At 53.0% G+C, this 18275-nt stretch carries 17 protein-coding genes; 8 read left to right on the top strand and 9 right to left on the bottom strand.

Features of this window, described 5'->3' with window-relative positions; all coding sequences use genetic code 11:
• The first annotated feature begins 8 nt into the window (after nt 1-8).
• Nucleotides 9-1391 (top strand): MBL fold metallo-hydrolase, encoded by a 1383-nt coding sequence (locus tag OO713_RS00400; protein WP_264785597.1) that lies wholly within the window; start codon nt 9-11, stop codon nt 1389-1391.
• Nucleotides 1392-1411: 20 nt separating this feature from the next.
• Nucleotides 1412-2338, top strand: a complete 927-nt coding sequence (locus tag OO713_RS00405) for an L-threonylcarbamoyladenylate synthase (protein ID WP_264785598.1) — start codon at nt 1412-1414, stop codon at nt 2336-2338.
• Here the strand turns inward: OO713_RS00405 and OO713_RS00410 are convergent.
• Together OO713_RS00410 and OO713_RS00415 are read right to left on the bottom strand one after the other, a co-directional pair.
• On the bottom strand, nt 2335-3570 hold the full coding sequence (locus tag OO713_RS00410; protein ID WP_264785599.1) for an MFS transporter: 1236 nt from the start codon (nt 3568-3570) through the stop codon (nt 2335-2337). The genes OO713_RS00405 and OO713_RS00410 overlap by 4 nt on opposite strands.
• A complete protein-coding gene (locus OO713_RS00415) occupies nt 3571-3900 on the bottom strand; it encodes a YciI family protein (protein WP_264785601.1) in 330 nt (109 codons plus the stop codon).
• Between the two features lie 61 nt (nt 3901-3961).
• On the opposite strand from OO713_RS00415, the gene OO713_RS00420 reads away from it, so the two are divergent.
• Nucleotides 3962-4366, top strand: a complete 405-nt coding sequence (locus tag OO713_RS00420) for a DUF1003 domain-containing protein (protein WP_264785603.1) — start codon at nt 3962-3964, stop codon at nt 4364-4366.
• Here OO713_RS00420 and OO713_RS00425 read toward each other — a convergent pair.
• From OO713_RS00425 to OO713_RS00445, 5 genes are all read right to left on the bottom strand, one after another.
• Nucleotides 4363-5823, bottom strand: a complete 1461-nt coding sequence (locus OO713_RS00425) for an alpha-amylase family glycosyl hydrolase (protein WP_264785605.1) — start codon at nt 5821-5823, stop codon at nt 4363-4365. The genes OO713_RS00420 and OO713_RS00425 overlap by 4 nt on opposite strands.
• Before the next feature lie 51 nt (nt 5824-5874).
• Nucleotides 5875-6972, bottom strand: coding sequence for an ATP-binding protein (locus OO713_RS00430; protein ID WP_264785607.1), 1098 nt, complete (start codon nt 6970-6972; stop codon nt 5875-5877).
• Nucleotides 6972-7634 (bottom strand): response regulator, encoded by a 663-nt coding sequence (locus tag OO713_RS00435; protein WP_264785609.1) that lies wholly within the window; start codon nt 7632-7634, stop codon nt 6972-6974. Before OO713_RS00435 ends, OO713_RS00430 begins: the two co-directional genes overlap by 1 nt.
• A 61-nt stretch (nt 7635-7695) precedes the next feature.
• Complete coding sequence (locus tag OO713_RS00440) at nt 7696-9096, bottom strand: NAD(P)/FAD-dependent oxidoreductase (protein WP_264785611.1); 1401 nt, start codon at nt 9094-9096, stop codon at nt 7696-7698.
• Nucleotides 9093-9935: a UbiA family prenyltransferase gene (locus tag OO713_RS00445; RefSeq protein WP_264785613.1), complete on the bottom strand. Its 843-nt coding sequence runs from the start codon at nt 9933-9935 to the stop codon at nt 9093-9095. Before OO713_RS00445 ends, OO713_RS00440 begins: the two co-directional genes overlap by 4 nt.
• A 57-nt stretch (nt 9936-9992) precedes the next feature.
• Between OO713_RS00445 and rlmN the strand changes: the two genes are divergently transcribed.
• Nucleotides 9993-11171 (top strand): 23S rRNA (adenine(2503)-C(2))-methyltransferase RlmN, encoded by a 1179-nt coding sequence (gene rlmN / locus OO713_RS00450; RefSeq protein WP_264785615.1) that lies wholly within the window; start codon nt 9993-9995, stop codon nt 11169-11171.
• Nucleotides 11172-11203: 32 nt separating this feature from the next.
• Nucleotides 11204-12250 carry an Atu2307/SP_0267 family LLM class monooxygenase gene (locus OO713_RS00455; protein WP_264785617.1) on the top strand — a complete coding sequence of 349 codons (1047 nt, stop codon included), beginning with the start codon at nt 11204-11206 and terminating at the stop codon, nt 12248-12250.
• Here OO713_RS00455 and OO713_RS00460 read toward each other — a convergent pair.
• Nucleotides 12247-13785, bottom strand: coding sequence for an NAD(P)/FAD-dependent oxidoreductase (locus OO713_RS00460; protein ID WP_264785619.1), 1539 nt, complete (start codon nt 13783-13785; stop codon nt 12247-12249). The two genes, OO713_RS00455 and OO713_RS00460, sit on opposite strands and share 4 nt — an antisense overlap.
• Before the next feature lie 180 nt (nt 13786-13965).
• On the opposite strand from OO713_RS00460, the gene OO713_RS00465 reads away from it, so the two are divergent.
• Genes OO713_RS00465 through OO713_RS00475 form a run of 3 tightly spaced genes read left to right on the top strand, consistent with a single transcriptional unit; the run spans nt 13966 to nt 17097 of the window.
• Nucleotides 13966-15270: an extracellular solute-binding protein gene (locus OO713_RS00465; protein ID WP_264785621.1), complete on the top strand. Its 1305-nt coding sequence runs from the start codon at nt 13966-13968 to the stop codon at nt 15268-15270.
• A 22-nt stretch (nt 15271-15292) separates the two neighbouring features.
• A complete protein-coding gene (locus OO713_RS00470; protein ID WP_264785623.1) occupies nt 15293-16216 on the top strand; it encodes a sugar ABC transporter permease in 924 nt (307 codons plus the stop codon).
• Nucleotides 16213-17097: a carbohydrate ABC transporter permease gene (locus OO713_RS00475; RefSeq protein WP_264785625.1), complete on the top strand. Its 885-nt coding sequence runs from the start codon at nt 16213-16215 to the stop codon at nt 17095-17097. The genes OO713_RS00470 and OO713_RS00475 overlap by 4 nt, the downstream gene beginning before the upstream one ends.
• Here OO713_RS00475 and OO713_RS00480 read toward each other — a convergent pair.
• A complete protein-coding gene (locus OO713_RS00480) occupies nt 17094-18269 on the bottom strand; it encodes a cytochrome P450 (protein ID WP_264786396.1) in 1176 nt (391 codons plus the stop codon). The two genes, OO713_RS00475 and OO713_RS00480, sit on opposite strands and share 4 nt — an antisense overlap.
• Nucleotides 18270-18275 lie beyond the last annotated feature (6 nt).

Genomic DNA, 18275 nt, shown 5'->3' on the forward strand with positions numbered 1-18275 from the left:
CTTTGAGTATGGACAGACCAAAGAATTCGCTCAGCTTTTTAGGTGCCACGGAGACTGTGACCGGTAGCCGATACCTGATTGAATCCAACGGCAAGCGAATCTTGATTGACTGTGGTTTGTTTCAGGGCTACAAGAACCTTCGCCTAAAAAACTGGCAAGAGTTCCCGGTTCCACCAGACAGCATCGATTTGGTGCTGATCACGCACGCTCACCTTGATCACTCCGGCTATGTTCCAGCCCTGGTCAAGCATGGTTTCCGCGGCCAGGTTCTGATGTCCACCGGCACCGCAGAGCTGTGCGAGATCATGTGGCGAGACAGCGCTCACCTCTTAGAAGAAGAGGCAGAAAGAGCCAATCGCAAGGGCTATTCAAAGCACAAGCCCGCAAAGCCGCTATACAACCTGGACGATGTCGAGCATGCTCTGGACCTTGTCAGAACCGTGCACTTTGACAAAGAGGTGGAGCTAACCCCAGGCATCAAGGCAACGTACATCCATGCCGGCCACATCCTTGGCGCGGCCCAGCTCTCACTAAACGTGAATGGCAAAGTTATTCATTTTTCTGGAGACATGGGTAGAGCAGCCGACCCACTTTTGAATCCACCGGCAGATCTCAGGCAGTGCGACATTCTGGTCACCGAGTCCACCTACGGTGACCGGGACCACCCGAATATCGATCCCGAACTAGAGCTCAAGCCAATTCTGAAAGAGGTTTTAGAACGCGGCGGTACGGTCGTGATTCCCGCCTTTGCCGTTGGTCGAACTCAAGCCTTGATGCTGCACACCTATCGCTTGATGCAGCGCGGTGAGATACCAACGGTTCCGATATTTGTAAACAGTCCGATGGCTGAAAATGTCACGTCGATGTATCGGAGGCACCAGGAGGAGCACCGAATCAACCTCGAAGAATTCGAGGCTATGTATTCAGTTGCCAAGATGGTTCACAGCGTCGAAGAATCAAAAGAGCTAAACGATCGCAAGGGAGCCAAGATCATCATCGCCGCCAGCGGCATGATGACCGGAGGCAGAGTGCTGCACCACGTCATCGCCTATGGAGCAGATCCCAAGAATGCCATTGTGATCTCTGGTTACCAGGCTGGCGGAACCCGAGGTCGACTGTTGGCCGAGGGGGCAACATCACTTCGCATTTTCGGTCGAGATGTTCCGATACGCGCCGAAGTCTTCCAGCTCGAGACCCTATCTGGGCATGCCGATTCTGGCGAGCTAATTGCTTGGATGAAAACCGCTCCGAAGCCGCCGGCCCAGACCTATGTCACTCACGGCGAGCCCGCTGCCAGTGATCGCATGAGATTTAGGATCGAGTCTGAGCTTGGTTGGAAAGCCAGAGCTCCTTTTGACCGTGAGGTCATCGACATCGACAATCCAAGTTAGAAGAAGCCGTTAGCCAAGTGGTGACTGAGATTTCAAGGGCTGCCAAGGCGCTCCAAGAGGGCCACCTTGTCGCTATGCCAACGGAAACCGTTTATGGTCTCGCTGCAGATGCCACTAATCCTGACGCTGTTGCCAGGATATATGCGGTCAAGGGAAGACCTGCCGATCATCCGTTGATTGTGCATTTTTCAAACTCCGATCTAATCACCAAGTGGGCCGCTGAAGTTCCTGAGTATGCAAAGCAATTGGCAAAGGCATTTTGGCCAGGACCAATGAGCCTGGTGTTGAAAAGAACAGAACTTGCCGGGGACTTTATAACGGGCGGGCAGGACACCGTCGCGCTTAGAGTGCCCTCACACCCGGTGGCACTAAAGCTTTTGAGTGAGTTTGAACAATTAGGCGGTTTAGGCGCTGCGGCTCCAAGTGCCAATCGCTTTGGCAAGGTTTCTCCAACCAACGCGACTGCAGTCCGAGCGGAGCTTGGCGAATACCTATCCTCAGAGGATGTGATCTTGGAGGGCGGGGATTCTGAGGTTGGCATCGAGTCGACAATCATCGACTGCACTACCGAGACTCCAAAACTTCTAAGGCTCGGCGCGATTACTGCCGACATGATCACGCAGGTGACCAATCGCGAGGTCGCGAGAGGTGGCTCTAATATTCGGGTGAGCGGATCCCTCGCATCACACTATGCGCCAAATGCCAGGGTGGTGTTAGACCAGGTTGTTTCGCCGGGTGAGGGTTTGATTGCACTTGCGAGCGAACCGACGCCGGACTCAGTGATACGACTGATTGCACCAGTTGATGTTGAGGGCTATGCCCAGCAGCTCTACTTCGCTCTAAGACAAGCCGATGCGCTTGGTCTTAGTCGAGTGGTGGCGATTACCCCCAAGGGTGAAGGACTAGCGGAAGCGATTCGAGACAGGCTGCAACGAGCCAGTTTCTAGGCGTTTTCACTTTCGGTGATTTTGCCCTGCAGTCCGACGATGAAGCGGAAGCCAATTAGCGAGAGCGCAAAACAAATTGCACCACCAACAAAGAATGGCAATCGCAGGTCAATGCTCGCAATTGCACCACCTAGCAGCGAGCCAATCGGCATCAAACCCCAAACCAAAGTTCTTCTTGTGCCGTGAATGCGACCAAAAAGCTCGGTTGGAATTACCTGGTGATAGGTGGCCATTAGAAGCACATTCCACATGGTGATGATCGCGGTCCCCAGTGTTACCAGAGCTGCGAGCACCCAGTAATTTGGCGAGAGCCCTTGGAAGATGACAAGCAGCGATGAAATTGACATCGAAATTGCCATCACCTTAGTCCTACCAAACCTTCTGGAAATTCGGTGCGAGATCACTGAACCCAAAAGTGCACCGAATGCTGGCATCGCAAACAGGACTCCGAAAAGTGCAACGGGCACATCCAGAGTCTCGGTCAGGAACAAGACCATTGTTGAAGATGAGGCGGAGAAGAAGAATCCGATTGACGAAGTAAGTAGAACTAGCTTCAGCAGAGTCTTGTCCTCATAGAGGTAGCGAATGCCAAAGCGAACATCGGACCAAAAACTCTTTTTGTCTTCGGTTTTGGGAGCCGGCTCAGAGTTTGCGTACTGCAGCGGAATGGTGAGCACCAGCAGCACCGCAACCAGAACTCCAAGAGCCCCAAAGAAAAATGGCAGCGTAATTGAGATGGCAAACAGCAGTCCACTCAGTGGCGCACCGACAAATTCTCCGAGCGTGACCGAGGTGACCTGCAATCTCGAGTTGCCTTGTTCTAGTTGATCCTTCTCAAGAACCTGCGGAATCATCGATTGCAAGGTGGTGTCGTAGATGACCTCACCAACACCAAACATGAACGTTGTCAGGAGCAATAGCGGCAGCGAGATGAAGTCAAAGCCAACGGCAAAGGCGAGTAGCAGAGCTGCTGACAATCGCACGCTGTTTGCTACCGCCAGCATCTGACGGCGATTGATTCGGTCAACTAGACCGCCAACCGGGATAGCGAACAGCAACCACGGCAGCATCACAATTGCAGCGATGCTGGAAATCCAAAACGGATCTTTGGTCAAGGTGGTAGCCAGCAGTGGCACAGAGGTTTTTAGGAGACCATCTGAAACGTTGCTTGCGGCACTTGAAGACCAAAGCTTTTGAAAGGATGAGCTGAATTTTGTATTGCTATTACTCAATTACTGTCCTAAAAATGCGCGAAGTTCAACGCGTCGATTGCAGGCTTTAGATCCTGCCATGGCTAGTTCTTTGGCTTGATCTAGTGAGTCGGCGTTGATTAGCCAAAAGCCCGAGTAGAACTGGTTTGAATCAAAAAGTGACCCAGACTCGATCTGTTCTTCACCCTTTGTGTTGTCAATCAAGAAGGCATTTGTGGGAGCTGCGATTCCAGCAGCATAGATCCAGTTGCCGTTTTGCTGAAGCCCATCGTTGAAGGCGTCAATTGCCGCCATCTCGTGTGATGAGCCGGAGTTTATTTGGTCGTCAATGACAAATATCACAAAGCGCATCCCCTAAGCCTAGAGATAGCTCGCTGGGCAAGATACTTAACTCATCGATTTTGGGAGAAACATGACTCGTTGGCACGAACATCCAGCAACCAAGCTCTTTGGCAAGGGACAGCTTTCAATCGGACAGCGAGCTGCTGATGGTCTGCGCAACGGGATGGGATCTTGGACCTTCGTATTCACATCCCTGATATTTCTTGGTGTCTGGATGTATTTCAACGGGGACTCCGGGTTTGATCCGTTCCCGTTTATCTTGTTGAACTTGGTGCTGTCCTGTGTGGCAGCGCTCCAGGGGGCAATCCTGCTGATTGCAGCTAAGCGCGAAGACCAGATCAACTCTGAGTTGGCGGTTCACACCTTTCAGGTGGATCAGGAGAATTTGGAGTTAACCAAGCAGGTGCACGAGCTATCGCTTCGAATCGAGAAGCTCACACAAGAGGTTCACCAGATGATCAGGGACAAGAACTAGAAGCTGGCCAGCCCTTCAACTCCCTCGTAAACGGTGCTCTCGCCGTTGATGACCGAAGTAATTCGGAACTTTGGATTCTTGAACGCAAAGCTCAAGGTCAGCTTGTCTTCACCTTTAGTCCAAGACAGCTCCATGCTGTCCTCCCCGGTGACACTCCAGCCAAACTGACCCTCAAATGCCGGATGCTTACGAACTCTTGCGAGTGCAATGATGGCCTTGGTGACCGGTTGCTCTAGAGCCTGTGCAATTTCATCAGGGGTGTAGTTGTGACGATTCACATCACGACCTTGACCAGTCTTGCGGAATAGCTCCTGGTCATCCATTCCGTTGAACAGCCCCACGTAGTAAACCTGTGGCTCACCCGGTAAGAAGAACTGCACCGCACGCATAATCACGTAGGCGGTGTCATTGGCGACGATGTTTGGCAGGGTGGCATTGATCTGGTGTGGCAGTGAGAACCACTGCGGAATCACGCTGGCAATTGCCGAGTGACCACCGGTATTCCGCTCGGCCACCTTGAAGATTTCAGCCATCTCGTCCTGAGTAATCAGGCCGGGACGGCCACCGATTGGACCACCATCGATGACTCCATAACCATCGTGGGTATCCAGGACGTTGAGGCAGTTGTTTGGGCGAAGCTTGAACCAGTTGTCCAGCCGATCAACAGTGCCAGTGAAGAACGAGTGCAGAAGTAGCGGTGCGGTCTGGAAGTCATAGATCAAATCAACCAGCGGTGCAATGTCTAGCTGCTGGGTGTAGTGAGCGTGGACCTCAACCAAGACCCTCATGTCATAGGAGTGAATCAGGTCGGTGATTTCTTTCACAAACTCCAAAGTCTCCTTGGTCATAAAGGAGTCGGTGCCCGGGGTCTTGACCGCATAGCCCACGGCATCGAGGCGAACTACCTTTACGCCGCCGGACTTCAGCGCTTCAAGAATGCGCTTGAGGTAAGCCATTCCCTGCTCGTGCTTGATATCGACATCTACCTGGCTAGGCATGAAGGTAGTCCATACCAAGCGACGCTTGCCGGCAACCTCGTAAGCGGTGAAGGGGAATCCAGGGCGAGGTCTGTAGAAGGATGTGATCATCTCCTCGGTGCCACCGTTTGGAAAGACGGTGTCGAAGGTTAGAAAAAGACCGTTGTATTCAGAGGCGTCTCCCTTTTCCTGCCAGTCCAAAAACTCAGGGGAGAGGTTAGATGCATGGTTCACAATCAAATCGGCGGTGAGCTCATGGGTCTGTGAAATGCGGTTGAAGTCAGACCAGGTGCCAAGACGTGGGTCAACGATGGTGTGGTCGATTGGGTCGAAGCCGGCGTCGTCGCCATCGTATGGGTGGAAGAACGGCAGCACGTGGATGCCATCGAAGTCCTTCAAAGGACCCTGCAGTAGTTTCTCGATTTCAGAGAGATTGCCACCAACTCGTTCCGCATAAACCAGAATGCTTGTGCCTGCCAAGAGTCCTCCAAGTGCTAAGTCACAGCTAAGAATAGTGCTAACTGTTAACGCTTACAGAGTCCGCTTCAGTGACACTTTCAACTCGGTTCGATCGGCCACAGAACCAAGAGACCAGTCGCCTCCAAATTGGCTGACCCACTCATCGATGATTGCAAATCCAGCACCGGGAACCAATCCGCTTTCAAGCGGCCTGCCATCGTTTCTAACCGTGATTTGAATTTCACTATCTAGCTCTCGAATTTCAACCTGAACCTCGCTAGCACTGCCATGTTTGGCAGCATTCAGAAGAGCCTGTTCCACGATTCGGTAGGCAGCCAACTTTTCTGAGAGCTTTAGGCTGCCGTGCTCTGAGAGCTGAAGTGAAATATTGATGGCTTTGCGGTAGCGGGAGAACAGGTCGTCGAGGGCAGGTCGAAGGGAGGGGCCATCGAGTTCAGGAACCAGTTGTCTTGACACGTTTCTAACATCGAATTGTCTAATGCGCTCGATCTCATCGATGTAGGCCTGGGCAATTGAGCGTTCTTGATCACCCAGTTTTTCGACAGACTTTTGCATCTGCATGCCAAGTAGCACGAGGTCCGATTGCAATCGGTCGTGAAGGAAATCTGCAATCTGCCTGCGGACATCCTCTTGAGCGGATATCAACTTTCCGCGCTGAATCTCCAGCGATGCCTTGGCAGCTTGGGCTGCGCTCACCTGCTCTGCCAGCCGAAGGCTGGAGACACCGAGGGTGATGTGCACTGTGAAATACAAAAGCACCGAGATGGCAAAAATGCGCGCCAAAGAAGCGGGATCTCGCCAATAGTCCGGGGTGTACTCATTGATGGAGATCTTGCGAGCCAGCGCCATGGCAAGACCGAATGCCACTGCCCCCATCAGGTAAATCCGACTCAAGAATTTTGGGAAGCGCTCCCCAAGCTTCTTCAACCCAAAGAGGGTTGAGAGTGCGAGCGCAAAAGCAATCACAATTGATGGCACTGTGGCAATAATCTGAATCGGTTGTGCAAATTGCCCAGCTGCCCTAGCTATTGCAATCACGGTGGCAAAGTTCACCAGGATTTGAAACAGGGTCAGAAACACCGCCATCGGCAGCGGCCGAAGTGGCCAGGCTCGAAAGACTAGGTCGATGTTTCTAAAGAACCCAAACACTAGTCAAGGCCCCTGGTTTCACGCAGGAATCGAAGCACCGCTGCGGTTCTAAGATCGGTCCCTGGCCGTGGGTTTGGAATCAAGATTTTGTAGCACTTCGAGAGCTCTTGCCTCACGGTGACCGGAGCTAGAGACAGCTGCTTTGCAATCTCGGTAGCATCCAACCCGGTTGCTGCCAGTGAAATAACCTGACGCTGTCTTGGTGAAAGTGCGGCAGCTAGGTTGTCGCTTTCAGCGGGCTCAAAGTGCGAATTTGGATCAGAGACATTCAGGCCCAGCGCAGTAGCCTGCAAAACCTGGACAAGGTATTCAATTGAGAGGGTTGCAGACTTCTGAATTGCTGACCAGCCGTATCCGAACTGCGCGGGGAGTGAGCTTAGGTAGCCGGCCGATATGTGCTGCGAGAGCAAGACAATACCCAGGTGTTCATTCTTTTCTCTAAGTCCAAGCGCTAACTCAATTCCCGAGATCGACTCCGGTCCGAGGGAGATGTCAATCAACGCCGCATCAAAGGATTGTTTACTAGCAAGGTCAAAAGCGGCATCCGATGAGCTGGCACTAGAAATCGAGAGAATCGCTGGGTTTAGGGCTAGGGAGTTACCGAGCAAGCCGAGCAGGGCTTCGTCATTCTCAACATAGAGAAGCTTTAGTCCTCTGGCCATGGCCGCCTCCTAGTCAGAAACTAGCAGCTGATGTGAAGCAGATAAAAGCTGCGAACAGTTGTTAGTTGGCCTTGATGACCATCCGAGCAACATTCAGCGCACCGCCAAGTACCGCGGGGATGCCACCGCCGGGGTGAACCGAGGCACCGACCTTGTAAAGCCAGGGTCTAAAAATGGAGCGGTACTGCGGCGAGTGAAAAGGACCTGATTGCCAGAGTTTGCGAGTCTTCCCATACAGAGCACCGCCTGGTCCACCCCAGGCCGAGAAATACTCCGGGGTCAGAGTGATGTAATCGTCGAAGAGCTCGTCAATTGGCCTATCAAGCCCAACTACATCGCTGATTCGATCCAGTTCTGCTCTAACCCACTCGCTGTTTAGGTCGTAGTGTTTGCCATCTGCCGGAGCGGTTAGCAAAACCGCGACCGTTGGATTTTGGTTTGGGTAAATCTCACCTGGTCGGTAGTAGTTCAAAAAGGCCATGGTCTGTCTTGGGGGCACAGACTTCGACAGCGCCTGATGCAGTTCATCGCCGCTGTCTGGCATGACCACCGAGTGAGTTACAAAGTTTTCAGGTAGTGGCTCTTTCAAAACTGCATATATAGCCACCCCAGAGCAGGATCGCTTGGGCCATGTCTTTGGCTCTTTACCCATCACAATCCTCAGCTGCTCTGGGTCCAGACTGCTCACCACGAGATTGGGTTGATACACAGCTTTGTCGGTGATGACCTTGCCTTTTGAAAGGCTCGTCACAATTTCCCCGAGGTGAATCTCGGCCCCTGCCGCTCTCGCGAGTTTGGCCAGTGACTGCGCGATTTCGTTCACTCCACCCTCTGGCACCGAGATGCCCTGCGATGACATCACCGCGGTGATTGAGGCATAGAGCGCGATGGTGTCCTTGGGGGCGATGCCGGCATTGAGGGTGTGGATGGCGATTACCTCTTTGAGGTCTTCGTCCATCCAGGTCAGCGACTTGAGGTATTTGTCGGTAGTCAGGTTTAGACCGTATCGAGAGAAGATCTTGCTCACCGAAGGAAGCGACTTAGCGCTAAATGGTGAGGTGGTGAGAAGGTTGGTGATGTCCTGCGCGAGGTCAGCATGCTCTCTCTCAAAGCGCTGCCACTGAGCATGCCAGGGGTGACTCTCAGGGACCGGGATCGTGACTCTGTGACCTTTGTAGAAGTACTCGCCAACCTCATTCAACTTGCTCAATTTGAGCGGAGCGACTTGATTAGCGTTGCCACCAAGTTGGTCGTATTCGGCATAGAGCTTTTCTAGTACCCCCGGGAAGGTAACGAGCGCAGGACCGGTATCCATGCGCTGACCCAAAACTTCAACTCTTCTTGACTTGCCACCAAGCCAATCATTGCGCTCAATGACTGTGACTTTATGACCAGCCTGAGCAATCAGGGCGGCGCTCGCTAAACCAGAGAGTCCAGCACCTAAGACAACTACGTGTTTCATGGGTAGAGACCGAAAACCAACCCAACGACCAGCTGGAAGCCGCCGACCGCTCCGGCGACGTAGGGGAAGGCAATTGAATACTTATATAAGGAGTGCGCCTTCTCAGGTGTTGGCTCTTTGTAGAGCGGTGCCACCAATAGGTAGGCGATGATGGCATTCGCGATCGCAACTGGGATATTCACAACTGCAAACAGTGCAATCGAAATCGCCCACCAGATGGTTGACCAAATGGCTGTCTTTTTCACTCCGAGGTGGACGGCGGTGGTGACGATGCCGGTGTCACTGTCTTGCGGGATATCTTGAATTGCATCGTAGGCGTGCTTGGCAACGCTCCATGCCATTAGGCCAATCACCAACCACCAGTTCGGCTCAACACCAAGAGCGAGCGGCAAGAATGCTAGCGGGAAGGCGTAGTCGGTATTTGAAAGTGCATCCAAGTACTTCCTCGCCTTGAAGCGAAGCGGTGGTGCTGAGTAGAAGGTGAAGAAAAGTGAGTAGGCAACCATCCATGCCGTGGCCTGCCAGGGGAGCGTGATTGCGAAATAAATCAAGAAGGGGACGTTGGTCAAGACCGTTGTGATCCAGATTGGTCTTACCTCGTTGGGGAAGATGTGGGCACCTTCATAGCCGCCTTTTCGGGCATTTATGTTGTCGGTCTCTTGATCAAAGATGTCGTTGATGCCGTAGATCAATAGATTGAATGGGAAAGTTACCCAAATCAAAATCGGTAGCACGCGCCAATCCCACAGGTAGCCCGCAAGCCACATACCCACCACGGTGGTGCCAATGGTGTTGATCCATAGCACTGGGCGGGAGATTTCGATTAGGCGTCTTAGCACTCAACCAGCCTACGCTCAGTTCTCTAGAACCTAGACTTATCTGGTCTTAGGAGTCCCATGACTGATGTTCGCCAGGTAAAGCCCCGCACTGAGGGCTGGACTCAGCGTAAAGACGAGAGTGGCAAGCCACTTTTGCAGTTCAACGAGGTAAAGCGCGGTAAGCCACCGGTTCACCTGGCCGACCTAACCATCGAGGAACGCACCGAGCGAATCAAAGAACTCGGCATTCCAGGCTTTAGGGCCAAGCAGATTTCCACCCACTACTTCACCCACTACACCCAGGACCCAGAGAAGATGACTGACCTTCCAAAGGAGGGTCGCGAAGAGTTGGTCAAGAAGGTTTTGCCACCGCTTTTGACCGAGGTAAAAAGACTCAAGACCGACAAGGGCGACACCATCAAGTTCCTTTGGAGGCTATTTGATGGAGCGCTAGTCGAGTCAGTTTTGATGCGCTATTCAAACCGCATCACGCTTTGTATTTCCTCTCAGGCTGGTTGTGGCATGAACTGTCCCTTCTGTGCAACCGGTCAGGCCGGCCTGACAAGAAACATGTCTGCGGCCGAGATTGTCGACCAGGTGGTCAGGGCGAACGAGGCGATCAGAGCCGGCGAGCTTGGCCCTATGCGTCACGAAGATGAGCGCGTGAGCAACATTGTTTTCATGGGCATGGGCGAACCACTTGCCAATTACCCAAAGTTGATGAGTGCAATCCGGACCATGGTCGAACCCCAACCAAATGGTCTTGGCATGAGCGCCAGACACATCACGGTTTCAACGGTTGGTCTGGTGCCAGGCATCGAAAAGCTTGCTCAAGAGGACCTTCCGCTTACCTTCGCACTGTCCCTGCATGCGCCAGATGATCAGCTTCGCGATGAGCTGATTCCAGTGAACTCGAAGTGGAAGGTGGACGAGGCTCTCGATGCCGCCAAGGCCTACTTCGACAAGACGGGCCGTCGAGTCTCAATCGAGTACGCCCTGATCAAAGACATGAATGATCACAAGTGGCGAGCGGAGCTGCTTGCCCAAAAACTCAATGAGAGAGGTAAGGGTTGGGTCCATGTAAACCCAATCCCACTCAACCCAACACCAGGTTCGGTTTGGACCTCATCCACCAAAGAGCAGATGAACATTTTCTTGGACACCCTAGAGGCTGCCGGGATCCCAACGACTCTGCGCGACACCCGCGGTAAAGAGATTGATGGAGCCTGCGGACAACTAGCCGCAACCGAAGCCTAGCGAAAGTTGTCTAGACCCCCTAGACTAAGCGCATGACTGAAATCAAGTTTGGGTTAGACACCTTCGGAGACATGACCGTTGATGACAGCGGTAAGCCAAAGTCAGCAGGCCAGGTCATCAGAGACCTAGTCGATCAAGCCGTTCTAGCCGATGAGCTCGGCCTCAACTCCATCAACGTCGGTGAGCATCACCGCGATGACTTCGCAGTCTCAGCACCAGACACAGTCTTGGCCGGTATTGCAACAGTTACCAAGAACATCAAGCTCGGCACCGGTGTGACCGTGCTCTCCTCAGAGGACCCAGTTCGGGTCTACCAAAGATTTGCAACCATCGATGCACTTTCCAAGGGCCGCGCTGAGATCACCGCAGGCCGCGGTTCCTTCATTGAATCGTTCCCACTTTTTGGTTACGAGCTATCCGACTACCACGTGCTGTTTGAGGAAAAACTTGAGCTCTTGGTTGAGCTTCTCAAGGAGCAGCCGGTTACTTGGTCTGGCACAACCAGAGCGGGACTTCAAAACCAAGAGGTCTATCCCAAGACTGAGCGTGGCGCAATCCCACTTCGAGTCGGTGTAGGTGGTTCGCCAGAGTCGGTAGTTCGGGCTGCGCGCCTGGGTATTCCAATGGCTCTTGCAATCATCGGTGGCGACCCTGCAAGGTTCGCTCCTTTTGCAAGGCTCTACAAAGAGTCGCTGGAGAAGTTTGGTCGGTCAGACCTTCCAGTTTCTATCCACTCCCCGGGTCACATCGCTGACACCGATGAGCAAGCCATCGAAGAACTTTGGCCTCACTACGAAGCTATGTTTGGTCGCATTGGTCGTGAGCGTGGTTGGGGTCCAACCACCAAGGCGCACTACCTGCAAGAGGTGCACCACGGCTCGCTATATGTTGGATCAGTAGAGACCGTTGCCCAAAAGATCGCCTATGCGATTCGTTCTGTTGGTGCTGAGCGTTTTGACCTCAAGTACTCAAACGGACCGCTCTCGCACTCAAAGCTGATGCACTCCATTGAGCTCTATGCCACTCAGGTGGTACCGCGAGTTCAGGAGCTTTTGGCTGTCGAAGACGTTTGGGTCTAGCTTTCCAAAACGGCCATCGCGGCATTGTGTCCGCCGATGCCGCTTACAGCACCACCGCGTCTGGCGCTTGATCCGCAGAAGAAGACTTGGTCCACTCCGGTCGACACTCCCCATCGCGATTCTGGTGTTGCTAGTTCTTCGTCGTCTTCGACGAATGGCCAGCTAAGTGGAGAGTGGAAGATGTTTCCACCGGGCAAACCAAGCGCGTCTTCTAGGTCCTGGGTGGTCTTGGTCTCGATGCAAAGCTCACCACTTGGAGCTTTGAAGATAAGGTCCTCAATTGATTCTGCCAGTACTGAGTTCAGTGACTTCAGGACTGCCGCCTGGGCCTTCTCCCTGAGCTCGTCATTGCCGTATTTCGCAACTAGAGAATGCGGCATGTGAAGGGCGAAGACGGTCAGGGTTTGAGCACCTGACTCTATGAGTTCAGGGCCAAGAATGCTTGGGTCAGTGAGCGAGTGGCAATAGATTTCGCAGGGCAGTGGGTCCGGGATCTCGCCGCTTTCAGCCGCCTTGTAGGCGGCTTCAAGCTGGTCAAAGTTTTCGTTGATGTGGAAGGTTCCACCAAAGGCCGCCTCTGGAGACACCGATGAATCTTTTAGTTTCGGCAGTCGAGTGAGCAACATGTTGACCTTGACCTGAGCGCCCTGAACCTTCTCAGGCTCAACGTTTGGGATCAGTTTTGAAAGCTGGTTTTTGGAGATGCCACTTAGAACAAAGTCAGCCGAAACCTTTTGGACCTCACCCGATATTTCAAACTCAACCTCACGAGTTGGGCTGATGGATAGCACTCGTGCTCCGGTTCGTAGCTGTGCACCAAAGCGCTTTGCAGCCTCAGCTATTGAACCTGAGACCTGACCCATGCCACCCACCGGGATGTTCCAGTCACCAGTCCCGCCACCAATCACGTGATACAAAAAGCATCGGTTGGCATCGAGTTCCTGGTCCGAGTTTGGTGCGAAGGTTCCAATCAGAGCGTCGGTTAGCACCACACCTCTGACTAAATCAGATTCAAAGCTCTCGGCGATGACATCGCCGATCGGCCCTTCAAAGAATGTTTCGAAGTCTGGGCCAAGGAGAGCTTTGACCTCGGATCTTGTCTTTAAGGGCTCTAAGACGGTGGGAAAGAGCTTTTGAGCGATGGCCTCGGTCTTGGTGTAAAACGCATTCCAAGCTGCAAAGTCCTTTTTCGAGAAGGCCTCAAACGACTTGCTGGTCGCAGACTGATCAGCCTTATCAACCAGCAGCCCAGCTGTCCCGTGCGGGTCTGGGGTGTAGGAGGAGTAGCGCCTCGGGGCGAGAGTGATTTCAAGACCCAAGTCGTCAATAATCTGCTTGGGCAAAAGGCTCACTAGGTAGCTGTAACGGGAGAGCTTGGCGTCAATACCATCGAAGGTGTAGCTCGAAGTTGCAGCGCCTCCGAGATAGTCGAGCTTTTCTAAGAGCAGCACTCGCTTACCTGCCTTGGCAAGGTAAGCCGCCGAAACCAGGGCGTTGTGTCCGCCGCCAACAATTACCACGTCGTAGTGCTGCATAGCCCGAGTTTATTGGGTTCTAGGGGCATTGCTGATCGCTTGCACCGAGAAGAATTTGAGGCAATGTTGTCCGTTTTGTTTCTTTTTTGTCTTTTCGTGATAATTTCGTTACGAGAATCTGCTGTTTTAGCAAATTCTCAGGGCTACTCTGGTGCCAAGAGTCCATTCTTAGGAGGTTCAATGCTGAACAAAATCGCAGGTCACGAAGTTGACCGCCGCTCCCTACTAAAGGGTGCAGCTGCCGGTGGTCTAGGTATCGCCGGTGCCACCATGTTGGCTGGTTGTGCAACTGGTGGATCCAGTGGCCCAATCGCTTTCGGTGCACGTACCGTTGACGAGTCCCCAACCATTCAGTTGAAGGGTCTAGTAGACGCTTACATTGCAAAGACCGGTAACGAAGTTACCTACAACGCAACTGAGTCAAACGCTTTCCAGAACAACCTGTCCCAGTACCTACAGGGAACCCCAGACGACTGCTTCCAGTGGATGGCCGGTTTCCGTATGCAGTTCTTCGCAGACCAGGGCCTACTAGTAGACCTATCTGACGTCTGGAACGAGATTGGTGACCAGTACAACGAGAGCTACAAGATCGCTGCAACCGGTTCAGACGGCAAGCAGTACTTCGTGCCTCAGAGCTGGTACCCATGGGGTCTTCACTTCCGCAAGTCCATGATGGCTGAGATCGGCCTAGACCCAGAGAGCATCTACAACTGGGATGACTTCATGGGTGCACTTGCCGAGCTAAAGGGCAAGGGCCTAATCGGTCTAGCCTCAGCTGACAAGGGTGGCTGGGAAGCCATGGGAACCTTCGACATCCTGAACGCACGTATCAACGGATACCAGTTCCACGTCGACCTACTTGCAGGTCGCGAGAAGTGGACCGATGACCGTGTCAAGGAAGTGTTCTCCTACTGGGAGAAGCTACTGCCTTACATGAACACCAACGTTTTGGACCTTGAGTGGGACGGCGCAATGCAGCTGCTATTGCAGAAGCAGGCCGGATTCTTCTTCAACGGTTCATGGTTCGGTGCCAACTTCAAGGAGCAGAGCCAGGAAGACTACGACGACCTATGGGTAGTTCCATTCCCAGAGATCAACCCTGAGTTCGCTCGCGACACCATCGACGCTCCAATCGACGGCTTCTGTGTAGCGAAGAACGGTGCAAACAACGAGGGTGGTAAGGACCTAGCTAAGTTCGCCGGAGACAAGGAAGGTATGCAGGCAATGCTTGACACCGGAATTCCTATGACCTCGGCTAACAAGAACCAGGACACCTCAACCTACGACGCATTCCAGCTGCAGCAGCTAGCTGTTATGAACGAGGCGAAGTACATCACCCAGTTCCTAGACCGCGACACCCGCCCTGACTTTGCTGGCCCAATTGTTGGACCTGCATTCCAGAGCTGGTTCAAAGACCCATCGAGCACCAACGAGATCCTTGAGTCGCTTCAGTCTCAGTGGGATGCTCTACCTGCTCTGAGCTAGTCGATAGGTAACAAAGAGCAACATGTCTCAATTGAAAACGGCGGCGGCGAACACCCAGGTGGCTCGCCGCCGCCGCTTCTTTTCCTCGCGTGACAAGATCACGCTTGGCTTCTTTATTGGAATCCCAACCTTCTTGCACATCGCACTGGTTTGGTTCCCCGCCATCGCCACCATCTACCTCTCTTTTACCTATTGGACCGGTATCAAGATCGAGGACATTCAATGGGCAGGCCTGGCGAACTACGAAAACATCTTCTTCAACACCCCGATCTTTTATGACGCGCTTCGCGTCAACGTGATCTGGCTTCTTTGGTTCTTCGTCATCGCAACACCGCTGGGTGTCTTGCTGGCGTATCAGATTGACCGAGAGATTCGCGGCCACAAGTTTTATCAATCCGCGTACTACCTACCGGTAGTGCTCTCCTTGGCAGTGACCGGAATCATCTGGAACTTCCTACTGAGACCCGATGGATTTGTGAATGGTCTGTTAGGCCTTCCAATTGCCGAGGCGATCTCCTTCTTTGGAGATGACAACTACAACATCTGGGTCATCATGATCATGGCGTCCTGGCGGCACATCGGTTACATCATGCTGCTTTACTTAGCTGGTCTTAAGGCCATCGATGCCAGCCTCAGAGAAGCTGCAGCTTTGGATGGTGCCACCGAGTGGCAGACCTTCCTGAAGGTCATTCTGCCCGCGATGCGCCCGGTTAACATCATCATCTTGGTGATCACAATCATCGAATCACTGCGTGCCTTCGACATGGTCTACATCATCTATGGCGGCCGCGGCGGCCTCCCGATTCTTGGTGTTCTGGTATTTGAAAACATCGCCGGTGAGGGAGCTTCGATGAAGGGTGCCGCCTACGCGGTGATTCTCTTCCTGCTCTCAATCGTGCCGATCATCACCTACCTGAACCAGCAGTTCAAGGAGGACGTCCGATGAGCATGATGGTTAGGGACAAGAAGAAAGCCCACGCTCAGCAGATCAAGGATCGAATCATCTCGATCTTTATCGGAATCTTCGCGTTGGTTTGGCTCTTCCCAATTGTCTGGACGCTGTGGTCCAGCCTTCGCCCATACTCTGAGATTCGTGCCGGCGGTGTTTTTTCACCACCTCAGGAGCTTGGTCTTTTCAACTACACCAACGCTATTGAGCGCATGGATCTGCCCAGGTATTTCTGGAACACGGCAATCATTACGATTCCGGCAGTGTTCCTAATCCTGCTATTTGGTTCACTCATCGCCTTCGTCGTAACGAGGTATTCATTCAAGTTCAACGTTGCGATGCTGCTGTTGTTCACGGCTGGTAACTTGCTACCCGCGCAGCTGGTCTTCATTCCGGTGTTCAAGATGTACCTTGCGATTGGTGACGCTGTTGGGGATCGACGATTCTTATATGACTCACCACTTGGTGTGATTTTGATTCACGTCGCTTTCCAAATGGGCTTTGCAACCTTTGTGCTCTCGTCCTATATGAAGACGATTCCTAAAGAGATTTCCGAGTCGGCCATGGTTGACGGAGCATCGGTATTCACCCACTTCTTCAAGGTGATGCTGCCGCTACTGAGACCACCGCTAGCCTCATTGGCAGTGCTGATGACTACCTGGATCTACAACGACTTCTTCTGGGCGCTGGTTCTGATGTCGACTGATAACAAGCGACCTATTACCTCGGCACTAGGACGTCTGCAGGGCGAGTTCGTAACCGACTACAACCTGCTGGCAGCAGGTGCGATGATCGCCGCGATTCCGACTTTGGTCGTCTTCTTTATCCTCAGGAAGCAGTTTGTTTCCGGTCTAACTCTTGGTGCAACCAAGGGTTAGGCAGAGACGAAAACGCTCTCGTAACCACGTAGCACAAACGTCGGTCTTCTGACCGGCTCTGCCGCGAGCTCAAGGTTTGGGTACCGCTTGACTAGAGCCGGTAGCGAGGTCGTCATTTCCATTCGAGCCAGTGGTGCTCCGATGCAGAAGTGGATGCCAGCACCGAAGCCGATGTGAGGGTTCGGATCACGAGTGAGATCGAGCTGATCTGGATTCTCAAACACAGTTTCATCACGACCAGCACTTCCCAAGAGCGCCGCGATCTTTTGACCCTCAGCGATCACAACCCCACCGATCTCGGTGTCTTCGGTTGCGGTTCTTTCAAACAGGTGCAGCGGGGCATCAAAGCGCAAGAACTCATCAACGGCTGTCGCTGCAAGCTCATCGGGCCTAGCCTTCAACAGGGCTAGCTGCTCAGGGTTTTTGAGTGTTGCAACCATGCCGTTGCCAAAGCCGTTGACGCTCGCCTCATGCCCTGCGTTCAGAAGCAAAACGCAGGTGGCAATCAGCTCATGGGCATTTAGCTTTTCGCCATCCTCTTCAACCATTGCAAGGTCTGTGATTAGGTCGGTGCCAGGGTTTCGCTTGCGCTCAAGCATCAGCGAGTGAACGTATTCGGCGAACTCCTCTGAGGCCTTGATTGCCTCTGCCTTGTCTTCGTCACTTGGACTGACCTCATACATTTTTACGATCGACTGCGACCACGGTCTTAGTAGGTGCTCATCGCTATCGGGGAACCCGAGCATCGAGGCGATTACCTTTACTGGGAGTGGCTCAGCAAAGTCGGCAATTAGATCGAAACTGCCGCCCGCGCGCAACTTCTCCTCAATCGCATCCAGCAGCATGTTGGTCAGCCGCTCAACATCTGGGCGAAGGCTCTCGATCTTCTTTGGGTTGAACGCCTTCATTACCAAAGAGCGCAGTCTGGTGTGTTTTGGTGGCTCAGAGTCCAAGATCGAATCGGCGTGGAGCCAGTTGAAGGTCTCCCAGGTGGTGGCTGGCTGCTTGGGTTGAAAGATGCGACCCAGCGATCTGGTTCTGAGTACGGCATTGGCATCTTTATGCGTGGCCGCCAGGAAAATGTTCAGCTTTTCATCCCAGACCGGCTTGCCGATAGCACGAAGCTCTTTGAGGGCTGGGTATGGGTTTTCAATAAACCCAGGGTCTTGCATGTTTAG

The sequence above is a fragment of the Aquiluna sp. KACHI24 genome, assembly GCF_025997915.1.
Classification (GTDB): Bacteria; Actinomycetota; Actinomycetes; order Actinomycetales; family Microbacteriaceae; genus Aquiluna.